Consider the following 13,253-nt stretch of genomic DNA (forward strand, 5'->3'; position numbering starts at 1 on the left):
GGACTAAAAACCTTAGTCGTTGTCACCCGTCATCTTGCGGTACCAGCCGCGGTGGTGTTGCTTGGCCCAGGCTCGCGTTACTGTGCCATAAAGCATGGCGCGAATGGTGCCCCGGGTCCAGATGGCGGCATACACGTGCATGATGATCAGACCGATCATCCACACGGCAGCGATGGCGTGAACCACCGAAGCCGCTCGCACCACGTTGACCGGCAATGTCCACCAGGCGCGCCACATCAGAAAGCCGGTGATCACGATCAGCAGCATGCCGATTACCAGGCCCCAGAACAACAGCTTCTGACCACCGTTGTATTTGCCTTGTTCGGGCATGTCGTGGTCGTCGCCATCGATCATCTTGTTGACGTTCTTGAGCCATTCGATGTCGCGCGGCTCAACGATGTTGAGCTTGGCGAAACGGCAGGCCATGATGACGAAGAATGCGCCCATGACAACCCCGATGTAGGGGTGCAGGATGCGCGTCCAGGGGCCGCCACCGAACAGATTGGTCAACCAGAAGAAGGCCGGGTGAAAGAACGCCAGACCGGACAGGGCCAGCAAGATGAAGCAAATGCCTACCACCCAGTGGTTGGCGCGCTCCGATGCGTTGTAGCGCACGAGGTCGCGAGGATTGCGTTTCATTTGCCGTTCTCCTTGTTCAGCGCTTCGGCGTCCTTGCGCTCCATTTCATCCTCAAGCTCCTTGGACACGTCGTTGGGTCCCTTGGTGATGTAGTGGAACAGGCTGCCGATTGCGGCTGCACCCAGTGCGGCCATGGCCAGAGGCTTGGCGACACCCTTCCACAGCGACACCATGGGGCTGATGGACGGATCGTCCGGCAGGCCCTTGTACAGCGAAGGTTTGTCCGCGTGATGCAGAACGTACATCACGTGCGTGCCACCCACGCCCTGCGGGTCGTAGAGGCCTGCCTTTTCGTAGCCGCGTTCCTTGAGGTCCACGACACGGCGGGATGCTTGCTCCTGCATGGCTTCCTTGGTGCCAAACTGGATAGCTCCGGTGGGGCAGGTCTTGACGCAGGCGGGCTCCTGGCCAACAGCCACGCGATCCGAACACAAGGTGCACTTGTATGCCTTGTTGTCCTTCTTGGAGATGCGCGGAATGTTGAACGGGCAGCCCGTGACGCAGTAGCCGCAGCCCACGCACTGGTCTTGCTGGAAGTCCACGATGCCGTTGGCATATTGGACGATGGCACCGGGCGACGGGCAGGCCTTCAGGCAGCCTGGGTCTTCGCAGTGCATGCAGCCGTCCTTGCGGATCAGCCATTCCAGGTTGCCTGTGGCTTCGTTTTCGTATTCGGCAAAGCGCATCACGGTCCAAGACTCCGACGTCAGATCCGTCGGGTTGTCGTAGACGCCTGCGGCAACCGTGCCGATTTCGTCGCGAAGGTCGTTCCACTCCATGCAGGCTGTCTGGCAAGCCTTGCAGCCAATGCATTTGGAGACGTCGATCAGCTTGGCGACTTCACCCGCGTGCGCACCGCGTGCGCTGGGTGCGGGGGTCGTCGTGGCAGAACGGCGTTTGATATCGAGAGACATGGTTGAGGACATCAGCGTGGCTCCTTAGATCTTTTCCACCTTCACGAGGAAGGTCTTGGATTCAGGGGTCAAGCTGTTACCGTCACCCACGGAGGCTGTCAGGTTGTTCGCCAGATAGCCCTTGCGTCCCGTCGTGGAGAAGCCCCAGTGAATCGGCACACCCACGTGATGGATGGTCTTGCCATCGATCTTCATGGGCTTGATGCGCTTGGTCACCACAGCCACGGCCTTCACGAAACCGCGCTTGGACGAAACCTTGACCTTCTGGCCGGTCTCTATGCCCAGTTCCTTGCCCAGTGCCTCGCCGATTTCCACGAACTGCTCGGGCTGAACGATGTTGTTCAGCTGAACATGCTTGGTCCAGTAGTGGAAGTGCTCGGTCAGGCGGTAGGTCGTGCCTACATGCGGGTAGTCCTTGGGGTCGCCCTGCGTGTCCTTGGCAGTTGCCAGGATGCGCATCACGGGGCTGATGACGGCCTGCTTGTTGTTGGGGTACATGGGGTTGTAGCCCAGCGGGTTGTCAAACGCCTCATAGTGCGTGGGGAACGGACCTTCTGCCATGCCCTTGCGAGCAAACAGACGGGCCACCCCTTCGGGGTTCATGATGAAGGGATTGATCACCTCGGGATCCAGGCCTACGGCCACATCCGGCACGTCCGCTCCACCCCACTGCTTGCCATTCCATTTGATCAGCACGCGTTCGGGGTTGAAGGGCTTGCCCTGGCGGTCGCAAGACGCGCGGTTGTACAGCACACGGCGATTCGCAGGCCAGGCCCAGGCCCAGTTCAGCGTGTTGCCTATGCCTGTTGGATCGCTGTTGTCACGGCGAGCCATCTGGTTGCCGGAAGAAGTCCAGCTGCCAGCCCAGATCCAGCAGCCACCCAGGGTGGTGCCGTCATCGCGCATTTCGCCAAAGCCCGCCAGCTGCTCGCCGGCCTTGCGGATGAGCTTGCTGGGGTCCTTGGGGTCGAACAGATCCACCAGCGCACGACCGTTGTATTCCTTGGCCACTTCCTCGGAGGAGGGGTGATCGGCTTCGGCGTAAGGCCAGTACAGGTTGGTGATGGGCTCGGAGAACTTGCCGCCTTCCTTCTGATAGAGAGCCTTCAGGCGCAGGTGCAAACCGGACATGATGGCGATGTCGGTCTTGGCCTCTCCCGGAGGTTCGGCAGCCTTCCAGTGCCACTGCAGCACGCGCGAGGAGCTGACCACGGCACCGTCTTCTTCAGCGAAGCAGGTGGTAGGCAGGCGGAACACCTCGGTTTGAATCGAAGCCGAGTCCACGTCGTTGAATTCGCCGTGGTTCTTCCAGAACTCCGAAGTTTCCGTCACCAGCGGATCCATGATGACCAGGAACTTCAGCTTCTTGAGGCCTTCGCGCACGCTGTTGCTGTTAGCCAGAGCCGCCAAGGGGTTGAAGCCTTGAGCGATATAGCCGTTGACCTTGCCCTGCGTCATCATCTCGAAGATCTGGAGCATGTCGTACTGCTTGTCCAACTTGGGCAGATAGTCGAACGCCCAGTTGTTTTCAGCAGTTGCGGCCGGGCCCCACCACGCCTTCATCAGGCTGACATGGAACTTGGGCGTGTTCGACCAGTAATTCATCTGGCCAGGGCGCAGCAGCTTGGGCGTGCGAGTGGCGATGTACTGGTTGTAGTCCTGTTCGGCTTCGTTTGGCAGCGTCAGGTACCCGGGAAGCGAAGCAGACAGGATGCCCAGGTCCGTCAGGCCCTGGATGTTGGAGTGGCCGCGCAGCGCGTTCATGCCGCCGCCAGCGATACCGATATTGCCCAGCAGCAGCTGGATCATGGCACCGGTACGCAGGATCTGCGCACCCGTGGTGTGCTGAGTCCAGCCCAGTGCGTACAGGATGGTGGCAACACGGCCGGCTTCGGCAGTCGAAGCAAGCTTCTCGCACACGTGCAGGAATTTTTCCCTGGGTGTGCCGCAGATGGATTCCACCTTCTCGGGGGTATAGCCGGCGTAGTGCTTCTTGAGCCACTGATAGACGCAGCGAGGGTGTTCCAGAGTGGGGTCCACCTTCACGAAGCCATCTTCACCCAGTTCGTAGTCCCACGACGCCTTGTCATAGGTACGCTTTTCAGGGTTGTAGCCCGAGAAAATACCTTCGTCGAACGCAAAGTCCTCGCGCACGATGAATGAGAAGTCCGTGTAGTTCTTCACATACTCGTGGTGGATCCTGTCGTTTGTCAGCAGGTAATTGATCACGCCACCGAGGAAGACGATGTCCGAGCCGGAACGGATCGGCGCATAGAAGTCAGCCACGGATGCCGAGCGGTTGAAGCGCGGATCGACCACCATGAAGTGAGCCTTGTTGTGCTCCTTCGCTTCGGTCACCCACTTGAAGCCGCAGGGGTGTGCTTCGGCGGCATTGCCGCCCATGATCAAAATAACGTCCGCGTTCTTGATGTCGACCCAATGGTTCGTCATCGCTCCACGGCCAAACGTCGGGGCAAGACCTGCCACCGTCGGGCCGTGTCAGACACGTGCTTGGTTATCGAGTGCAAGAAGGCCCCAGGAGCGGGCCACTTTGTGCGTGATGTAGCCAGCTTCGTTGCTGGAAGCCGAAGCGGCCAGCATGCCGGTGGTCAGCCAGCGGTTGACCTTCTGGCCTTTTTCGTTGGTTTCAACGAAATTGGCGTCGCGGTCTTCCTTGAGCAGCTTGGCGATGCGGTTCAGTGCCTCGTCCCAGGACATGCGCTTCCACTCGGACGAGCCGGGGGCGCGGTATTCGGGGTACTTGAGGCGGCTGGGGCTGTGGACAAAGTCCAGCAGCGATGCACCCTTGGGACACAGCGTGCCGCGATTGACCGGATGATCCGGGTCGCCTTCCACGTGCATCACGGACAGACGGGAGTTTTTCCCGCCGTCGCCCAGGGAGTACATGAGGATGCCGCATCCTACGGAGCAGTAGGTGCAGGTTTGACGGGTTACGGTGGTGGCTGACAGTTTGTACTGTCGCACCTCAGCAAGGGCGGCTGTGGGTGAGAAGCCCATCAGCGCCAAGCTTGAACCCGCCAGAGTCGAACCAGTCACTTTCATGAACTGGCGTCTGGAGAATTGGTCCATTGTGGGGTACCTTTTCGTATGAACGCTTATGTGAAAGCAAATTTTACGACCCCCCCCATTTTTGATAGCAGTTACAAACCCTTAATTCTTGAGTAACGTTGAGCGACTTTGAGTTTTATTTTTCGTTTTTGTTTTTCTTAATGACAGCGATAGTTTTCAACCTGCGCCTCCCAAGCTATCAACTTTCAGCTCGAAAAGCCATCGGTCAGCAGGCCGGGTTGAACAGGAAATCCCTAATCTTTGTCGCTTTTCCGTGTTTCGGCAGGAGGGGGGGCGACAATGGGGGCGAGGCCTTCTACAGGCTGCTGCGGATCGCCTGCTGTGCGTTTTTGCGCGATTTCCCGGTTCAGCAGCTTCTCCTCCTGCCCCTGCATGGTGGCAAACAACTCCCAGGCAGCCATGAACAGGGCGGCGATGGCCGGGCCGAGCACAAAGCCCGAAAGACCGAACAAGGCCATGCCCCCCAGGGTGGAGATCAGCACCACGTAGTCAGGCATCTTGGTGTCCTTGCCGACCAGCAGGGGACGCAGCACGTTATCCACCAGGCCGATGACCAGCACGCCATAGGCCGCCAGGATCAAGCCCTTGGTGATGGCGCCCGTGGCCAGGAAATAAATGGCCACCGGCCCCCAGACCAGGCCCGCCCCCACCGCGGGCAGCAAGGACAGAAAAGCCATCACCACGGCCCAGAGTACGGCGCCCTGAATGCCCAGAATCCAGAAAATCAGTCCTCCCAGCGCGCCCTGGGCGGCTGCAACGGCCAGATTGCCCTTGACTGTGGCACGGATGACGGTAATGAACTTGGTGGCCAGCTCGCGCTTGTGCTCGGGGGCGAGCGGCGTGGCAGCCCAGATGCGTGCGACCAGCTCCTTGCCGTCGCGCAGCAGAAAGAAGATGAGATAGAGCATGACGCCGAAGCCCACGACAAAGCCCAGGGTGTTCTGTCCCAGTCCCACGGCCTTGGTGGCCGCCAGCTTGCTGGCCTGCAGCGCGATGTTGGAGAGCTTGGCCTGGATTTCCTCCAGAGTGCCCAGGTGCAGCTTTTCCATCCACGGCGTCAGCCAGGAGGGCAGTGCATTGAAGACTTGCTCCACATAGCTGCCGGCGGAGAGGTTGCCGCTGCTGACCTGGTCATAGATGGCCGAGGTCTCCTTGATGAGCGACAGCCCTATCAGAGACAGCGGCAAAATGACCATTACCAGACTAATTAGCAAGGTTGCCAACGCGGCCAGCGTGGGCTTGTTGGGCATGCGCATCAGCAGCTTGCGGTGCAGGGGCGCGAAGACGATGGCAAATACCACGCCCCAGAAGATAGCAACGGCATATTCCTCGAGAACCAAGCCGAATCCGGCAGTTACTGCTATCAAAAGAAGAATGAATGCACGTTTGTGAAGCGGCAAAAGCGGCATGCGAATCCTTGTTTATGGAGTTCCCGCAATGTAAGCGACTCCCAGGGGTGTAAACATCTTGTCTTTTATAAGACCAAGACTTTGAACAGTGGCACAATGGCTGCCGCAACTCAAGGCCCTTCCCCAGCCACAGTCGCATCCGCCAATCGGTACAGCCGTGTCGCGGGAGGTTCTACAAACCAGCTAATGCTTTCCGAAGGAAAGCGGAGGTCAGCGAGATATGAGCGATCAGTCAACGATCTATCAAGCCTATCAAGGCAACACCTATCTGTTCGGCGGCAATGCGCCCTATGTCGAAGAGATGTATGAGAACTACCTGGCCAACCCCGGTAGCGTCCCCGATTCCTGGCGTGAATACTTCGATGCCCTGCAGCATGTGCCTGCAGTGGACGGCACCGACAACAAGGACGTTCCTCACCTGCCCGTGATCAATGCTTTTGCCGAGCGTGCAAAGCAGGGCGGCACCAAGGTGGTGGTGGCTTCGGGCGCTGACTCCGAGCTGGGTCGCAAGCGCACGGCCGTGCAGCAACTGATTGCAGCCTACCGCAACGTGGGTCAGCGCTGGGCCGACCTGGATCCCCTGAAGCGCACCGAGCGCCCCGAAATTCCCGAGCTGGAGCCTTCCTTCTACGGCTTCACCGACGCCGACCAGGAAGTGGTGTTCAACACCAGCAACACCTTCTTCGGCAAGGAAACCATGACTTTGCGCGAGCTGATGAATGCTCTGCGCGAAACCTACTGCGGCACCCTGGGCGCCGAGTACATGTATGCCACCAACCAGAATCAAAAGCGCTGGTGGCAACAACGCCTGGAATCGATTCGTTCCAAGCCTGTCTTCAATGCCGACGAGAAGAAGCGCATCCTGGAGCGCCTGACCGCTGCCGAAGGCCTGGAGCGTTATCTGCACACCAAGTATGTGGGCCAGAAGCGCTTCTCGCTGGAAGGTGGCGAGTCCTTCATCGCCGCCATGGACGAGCTGATCAACTCCGCCAGCGCCAAGGGCGTGCAGGAAGTCGTGATCGGCATGGCTCACCGTGGCCGTCTGAACGTGCTGGTCAACACCCTGGGCAAGGCTCCCAAGGATCTGTTTGCCGAGTTCGATCACACCGCTCCCGAAGATCTGCCTGCCGGTGACGTGAAGTACCACCAGGGCTTCAGCTCCGACGTGTCTGCCAAGGGCGGCCCCGTTCACCTGTCGCTGGCCTTCAACCCCTCGCACCTGGAAATCGTCAACCCCGTGGTGGAAGGTTCGGTGCGCTCGCGCATGGACCGTCGCGACGACCCCATGGGCAAGCAAGTGCTGCCCGTGCTGGTGCACGGTGACGCAGCCTTCGCCGGCCAGGGCGTGAACCAGGAAACCCTGGCGCTGTCCGAAACCCGTGGCTACACCACCGGCGGCACGGTCCACATCATCATCAACAACCAGATCGGTTTCACGACCTCTGACCCCCGCGACCTGCGCTCCACGCTGTATTGCACCGACATCGTCAAGATGATCGAGTCGCCCGTGCTGCACGTGAATGGTGACGATCCCGAAGCCGTGTGCCTGGCCATGCAGCTGGCCCTGGAGTTCCGCATGGAGTTCTCCAAGGACGTGGTGGTCGACATCATCTGCTTCCGCAAGCTGGGTCACAACGAGCAGGACACTCCTGCTCTGACGCAGCCTCTGATGTACAAGAAGATTGCGGCCCACCCCGGCACGCGCAAGCTGTACGCGGACAAGCTGGCGACCCAGGGTCTGGGCGACACACTGGGCGACGATATGGTCAAGGCCTATCGTGCCGCCATGGACGAAGGCCGTCACACCCAGGACGTGGTGCTGACCAACTTCAAGAGCAAGTATGCAGTGGACTGGAGCCCCTTCGTGGGCAAGACCTGGACCGACGCCGGCGACACTGCCATCCCCCTGACCGAGTGGAAGCGTCTGGCCGAGAAGGTCACCACCCTGCCTGCGAGCGTGAACCCTCATGCTCTGGTCAAGAAGGTGTACGACGACCGTGCCGCCATGGGTCGCGGCGATGTCAACGTGGACTGGGGCATGGGCGAGACCATGGCTTTCGCATCGCTGGTCGCGTCTGGCTATCCCGTGCGCCTGTCGGGTGAAGACTCCGGTCGCGGCACCTTCACGCACCGTCATGCCGTGGTCCATGACCAGAAGCGCGAGAAGTGGGACGAAGGTACTTATATTCCCCTGCAGAACGCTGCCGAGAACCAGGCACCGTTCGTCGTCATCGACTCCATCCTGTCCGAAGAGGCAGTGCTGGGCTTCGAATACGGCTATGCATCGAACGATCCCAACACCCTGGTGGTGTGGGAAGCCCAGTTCGGCGATTTCGCCAACGGTGCCCAGGTGGTGATCGACCAGTTCATCGCATCCGGTGAAGTGAAGTGGGGTCGTGTCAACGGCCTGACACTGATGTTGCCTCACGGCTATGAAGGCCAGGGCCCCGAGCACAGCTCGGCGCGTCTGGAGCGCTTCATGCAGCTGGCTGCAGACACCAATATGCAGATCGTGCAGCCCACAACGGCCAGCCAGATCTTCCATGTGCTGCGTCGCCAGATGGTTCGTGGCCTGCGCAAGCCGCTGGTCATCATGACACCCAAGTCGCTGCTGCGTAACAAGGACGCCACCTCGCCCCTGTCCGAATTCACCTCTGGTGGTTTCCAGACCGTGATTCCCGAGCAGGACGAAACCATCGTCAAGAACGCTGCCAAGGTCAAGCGCATCATCGCCTGCTCGGGCAAGGTGTACTACGATCTGGTCAAGAAGCGTGCCGAGAAGGAATCCAAGGACGTCGCCATCATCCGCGTCGAGCAACTGTATCCCTTCCCCCACAAGGCGTTCGCCGCCGAAGTGAAGAAGTACGCCAACGCTACTGACATCGTGTGGTGCCAGGATGAGCCTCAGAACCAGGGCGCCTGGTTCTTCATCCAGCACAACATCCACGAGAACATGCGTGAAGGCCAGAAGCTGGGCTACTCCGGTCGCGCTGCGTCCGCCTCGCCCGCCGTTGGCTACGCACATCTGCACCAAGAGCAACAAAAGGCACTGGTGGAAGGCGCATTCGCCAAGCTCAAGGGCTTTGTCCTGACCAAGTAATACAGGCGACACCCCCTGTCCGAGGACAGGGGGCACAAGAAACATCTTTGGAAAGAATTCAAAATGGCAATCGTTGAAGTTAAAGTCCCCCAGCTGTCCGAATCCATCACTGAAGCCACCATGCTGACCTGGAAGAAAAAGGTCGGCGAGGCAGTGGCCATCGATGAAATCCTCATCGAAATCGAAACCGACAAGGTCGTGCTGGAAGTGCCCGCTCCCTCGGCTGGCGTGATCACCGAAATCCTGCAAGGCGACGGCGCAACCGTGGCTGCCGAGCAGGTGATCGCCAAGATCGACTCCGAAGCCGTCGCCGGCGCTGCTGCTGCTCCTGCTGCCGCCCCCGCTGCTGCTGCGACTCCTGCTGCTTCCCCCGTGGCTGCCGCTCCTGCCGGCGCCGACAAGAGCGGCGTGGCCATGCCTGCTGCTGCCAAGATCCTGGCCGACAACAACCTGTCCGCAGCCAACGTGGCTGGCACAGGCAAGGACGGCCGTGTGACAAAGGGTGACGCTCTGGGTGCCATCAAGGCCGGCGCAGCCATCCCCACCGGCGCTCCCAAGGCGGCTCTGCCTCAGGTGGCAGCTCCCGTGACCAAGGAAAACCTGGGCGATCGTCCCGAGCAGCGCGTGCCCATGACACGTCTGCGTGCCCGTATTGCCGAGCGTCTGCTGCAATCCCAGGCGACCAACGCCATCCTGACCACGTTCAACGAAGTGAACATGGCTCCCGTGATGGAACTGCGCAAGAAGTTCCAGGACCAGTTCACCAAGGAACATGGCGTCAAGCTGGGCTTCATGTCCTTCTTCGTCAAGGCTGCAGTGCATGCCCTGAAGAAGTTCCCCGCAGTCAACGCCTCCATCGACGGCAACGACATCGTCTACCACGGCTACTTCGACATCGGTATCGCTGTGAGCTCGCCCCGCGGTCTGGTGGTGCCCATCCTGCGCAATGCAGACCAGATGAGCTTCGCCGACATCGAAAAGAAGATTGTCGAATTCGGTCAGAAGGCCAAGGAAGGCAAGCTGGGCATTGAAGAAATGACCGGCGGTACCTTCTCCATCTCCAATGGCGGTACCTTCGGCTCGATGATGTCCACCCCCATCATCAACCCCCCTCAGTCCGCCATCCTGGGCGTGCACGCCACCAAGGACCGCGCCGTGGTCGAGAACGGTCAGATCGTGATCCGTCCCATGAACTATCTGGCCATGTCCTATGACCACCGCATCATCGACGGCCGCGAAGCCGTGCTGAGCCTGGTGGCCATGAAGGACGCGCTGGAAGATCCTTCTCGCCTCCTGTTTGATCTGTAATTCAGCAGATCGAGCTTCTACAAAGCCCACCACCAAAAGCGGTGGGCTTTTTTCGAGTTAAACAGAGAAAAGATTCAAATCATGAGCAAGCAATTTGACGTCGTCGTGATCGGCGCAGGCCCCGGCGGCTACATCGCTGCCATCCGCGCAGCACAACTGGGTTTCAACGTCGCCTGTATCGACGAGTGGAAGAACGCTGCCGGCGGCGCTGCTCCCGGCGGTACCTGCACCAACGTGGGCTGCATTCCCTCCAAGGCGCTGCTGCAGTCCTCCGAGCATTTCGAGCATGCCAAGCTGCACTTTGCCGACCATGGCATCTCCACCGGCAAGGTCGAGATGGATGTGGCGCAGATGATCGCCCGCAAGGACGCCATCGTGAAGCAGAACAACGACGGCATCCTGTACCTGTTCAAGAAGAACAAGGTCACTTTCTTCCACGGCCGCGGCTCCTTCGTCAAGGCGGTTGAGGGCGGCTATGAAATCAAGGTTGCCGGCAAGGAAGAAGAAGTCATCACCGGCAAGCAGATCGTGGTGGCCACCGGCTCCAACGCCCGTGTTCTGCCTGGCGTGGCCTTCGACGAAGAGAACATCCTGTCCAACGACGGCGCTCTGCGTCTGGGCAAGACTCCCAAGAAGCTGGGTCTGATCGGCGCCGGCGTGATCGGTCTGGAAATGGGCTCGGTCTGGCGCCGTCTGGGCACGGAAGTGACCGTGCTCGAAGGCATGGACAAGTTCCTGCCCGTGGTTGACGAGCAGATCGCCAAGGAAGCCAAGAAGGCTTTCGACAAGCAAGGTCTGAAGATCGAGCTGGGCGTGAAGATCGGTGAAGTCAAGTCCGGCAAGAAGGGCGTGACCGTGGCCTACACCAATGCCAAGGGCGAAGCCCAGACGCTGGAAGTGGACAAGCTGATCGTGTCCATCGGCCGTACCGCCAACACCAATGGCCTGAACGCCGAAGCCGTGGGCCTGGCCCTGGACGAGCGCGGCGCCATCGTGGTGGACGATCTGTGCAAGACCAATCTGCCTGGCGTGTGGGCCGTGGGCGACGTGGTGCGCGGCCCCATGCTGGCGCACAAGGCCGAGGAAGAAGCCGTGGCCGTGGCCGAGCGCATTGCCGGACAGCACGGTCATGTGAATTTCGCCACCATCCCCTGGGTGATCTACACCAGCCCTGAAATCGCATGGGTGGGCCGTACCGAGCAGCAGCTCAAGGCCGACGGCGTCAAGTACAAGGCAGGCTCCTTCCCCTTCCTGGCCAACGGCCGCGCGCGCGCCCTGGGCGACACGACCGGCATGGTCAAGTTCCTGGCCGATGCCGAGACTGACGAAATCCTGGGCGTGCACATGGTCGGCCCCATGGTGTCCGAGCTGATTTCCGAAGCCGTGGTGGCCATGGAGTTCAAGGCATCGAGCGAAGACATCGCCCGTATCTGCCACGCTCACCCCTCGCTGTCCGAATCCACCAAGGAAGCGGCACTGGCTGTGGATAAGCGCACCCTGAACTTCTAAGTTTTTTCAGTCTTGCGCGCAGGTTTTGACATGGCTGTGAAGTGCCCGTGCGCAGGCTGAGTTTCTTTTAGAATTCAGAACAAAATGGCTGCTAACGCTTAGTGCATAAGCGGTAGCAGCTATTGTTTTTTGAGCATCTGGAGACAAGACGGTGAATGTAAGACAAGCCTACGAGGCGGAGTTGGCCGCCAAGGGTTTCAAAAGCGATCCTGCTCAGTTACGTGCAGTCGATGCGTTGCAGCGCTGTGCCGACGAGTGGGCCGTGTACAAGGGCAAGCGCTCCAATGCTCTCAAGAAGCTGATCAATCACCCCGATCTGCCCAAGGGCGTCTATATGTACGGCGGGGTGGGGCGCGGCAAGAGCTTTCTGATGGAATGCTTCTTCAATGCCGTGCCCCTCAAGCGCAAGGTACGTCTGCACTTTCACGAATTCATGCGCGAAGTGCACCGCGAGATGCACCTGATGCAGGGCACGCAGAACCCGCTCGATGCCCTCGGCGCCAAGATCGCCAAGAAGTACAAGCTGATCTGTTTTGACGAGTTTCATGTCGCCGACATCACCGATGCCATGATTCTCTACAAGCTGCTCGAGTCGCTGTTTGCCAACGGCGTGGGCTTTGTGACGACCTCCAACTTCGAGCCCGATGGTCTCTATCCTGGTGGTTTGCACCGCGACCGGATCCTGCCTGCGATTGCCCTGCTCAAGGAGCGCATGGAAGTGGTGAATGTGGATAACGGCACCGACTATCGCCGCCGCACTCTCGAAGATGCCAAGCTCTATCATTGCCCGTTGGGCCCGGAAGCCGATGCTGCGATGCAGGAGACCTTCGATCGCCTGGCCGAAGCCCATGACGAAGAGCCGGTGATGCAGATCGAAACCCGCAAGATTGCGGCCAAGCGCCGTGCTGGCGGTGTCGTGTGGTTTGACTTCCGCGAACTCTGCGGCGGCCCGCGCTCGCAAAATGACTATCTGGAAATTGCCACGCAGTTTCACACCATCTTGCTGTCCGATGTGCCCGAGTTGCATGTGAACATGGCTTCGGCCGCGCGGCGCTTCACGCTGCTGGTGGACGTGCTCTACGATCGTCATGTCAAGCTCATCCTGTCGGCTGCAGTGCCGCCCGAGAAGATCTATACCGAAGGTCCTCTGTCCCACGAGTTCCCGCGCACCGTCTCGCGCCTCAACGAGATGCGCTCCAAGGAATATCTGGCGCTTGAGCGCCGCGTGGTGGACACCAGCTTGACCTGATCGCCTGCAGGCAGCTGCCCGCGGCTTTAAGATGC

At 59.9% G+C, this 13,253-nt stretch carries 8 protein-coding genes; 4 read left to right on the plus strand and 4 right to left on the minus strand.

Features of this window, described 5'->3' with window-relative positions:
* Positions 1 to 12 precede the first annotated feature (12 nt).
* From F0P97_RS11900 to F0P97_RS11915, 4 genes are all read right to left on the minus strand, one after another.
* Entirely contained in the window at positions 13 to 639 is a 627-nt protein-coding gene (locus tag F0P97_RS11900; RefSeq protein WP_003066500.1) for a formate dehydrogenase subunit gamma, read from the minus strand.
* Positions 636 to 1,565, minus strand: a complete 930-nt coding sequence (gene fdxH / locus F0P97_RS11905) for a formate dehydrogenase subunit beta (protein WP_182286877.1) — start codon at positions 1,563 to 1,565, stop codon at positions 636 to 638. Before fdxH ends, F0P97_RS11900 begins: the two co-directional genes overlap by 4 nt.
* 12 nt (positions 1,566 to 1,577) lie before the next feature.
* Positions 1,578 to 4,643 (minus strand): formate dehydrogenase-N subunit alpha, encoded by a 3,066-nt coding sequence (gene fdnG / locus F0P97_RS11910; RefSeq protein ID WP_182286878.1) that lies wholly within the window; start codon positions 4,641 to 4,643, stop codon positions 1,578 to 1,580.
* A gap of 233 nt (positions 4,644 to 4,876) precedes the next feature.
* Complete coding sequence (locus F0P97_RS11915) at positions 4,877 to 6,052, minus strand: AI-2E family transporter (RefSeq protein WP_182286879.1); 1,176 nt, start codon at positions 6,050 to 6,052, stop codon at positions 4,877 to 4,879.
* A 220-nt stretch (positions 6,053 to 6,272) separates the two neighbouring features.
* Between F0P97_RS11915 and F0P97_RS11920 the strand changes: the two genes are divergently transcribed.
* The 4 genes from F0P97_RS11920 (at position 6,273) to zapE (ending at position 13,218) form a co-directional block, all read left to right on the plus strand.
* Positions 6,273 to 9,152: a 2-oxoglutarate dehydrogenase E1 component gene (locus tag F0P97_RS11920; protein ID WP_182286880.1), complete on the plus strand. Its 2,880-nt coding sequence runs from the start codon at positions 6,273 to 6,275 to the stop codon at positions 9,150 to 9,152.
* 63 nt (positions 9,153 to 9,215) lie between these two features.
* Positions 9,216 to 10,460, plus strand: coding sequence for a 2-oxoglutarate dehydrogenase complex dihydrolipoyllysine-residue succinyltransferase (gene odhB, locus F0P97_RS11925; protein WP_182286881.1), 1,245 nt, complete (start codon positions 9,216 to 9,218; stop codon positions 10,458 to 10,460).
* Between the two features lie 81 nt (positions 10,461 to 10,541).
* Positions 10,542 to 11,969 carry a dihydrolipoyl dehydrogenase gene (lpdA, locus tag F0P97_RS11930; RefSeq protein ID WP_182286882.1) on the plus strand — a complete coding sequence of 476 codons (1,428 nt, stop codon included), beginning with the start codon at positions 10,542 to 10,544 and terminating at the stop codon, positions 11,967 to 11,969.
* Positions 11,970 to 12,120: 151 nt separating this feature from the next.
* Complete coding sequence (gene zapE / locus F0P97_RS11935; protein ID WP_034352349.1) at positions 12,121 to 13,218, plus strand: cell division protein ZapE; 1,098 nt, start codon at positions 12,121 to 12,123, stop codon at positions 13,216 to 13,218.
* Positions 13,219 to 13,253 lie beyond the last annotated feature (35 nt).

Origin of the sequence: Comamonas testosteroni, assembly GCF_014076415.1 — a bacterium.
GTDB classification, from domain to species: Bacteria; Pseudomonadota; Gammaproteobacteria; order Burkholderiales; family Burkholderiaceae_C; genus Comamonas; species Comamonas testosteroni_F.

Bases quoted from the DNA above. Each gene is read 5' to 3' on its own strand.
- F0P97_RS11900 (WP_003066500.1), bottom strand. From the start codon at position 639: ATGAAACGCAATCCTCGCGACCTCGTGCGCTACAACGCATCGGAGCGC.
- fdxH (WP_182286877.1), bottom strand. From the start codon at position 1,565: ATGTCCTCAACCATGTCTCTCGATATCAAACGCCGTTCTGCCACGACG.
- F0P97_RS11915 (WP_182286879.1), bottom strand. From the start codon at position 6,052: ATGCCGCTTTTGCCGCTTCACAAACGTGCATTCATTCTTCTTTTGATA.
- F0P97_RS11920 (WP_182286880.1), top strand. From the start codon at position 6,273: ATGAGCGATCAGTCAACGATCTATCAAGCCTATCAAGGCAACACCTAT.
- odhB (WP_182286881.1), top strand. From the start codon at position 9,216: ATGGCAATCGTTGAAGTTAAAGTCCCCCAGCTGTCCGAATCCATCACT.
- lpdA (WP_182286882.1), top strand. From the start codon at position 10,542: ATGAGCAAGCAATTTGACGTCGTCGTGATCGGCGCAGGCCCCGGCGGC.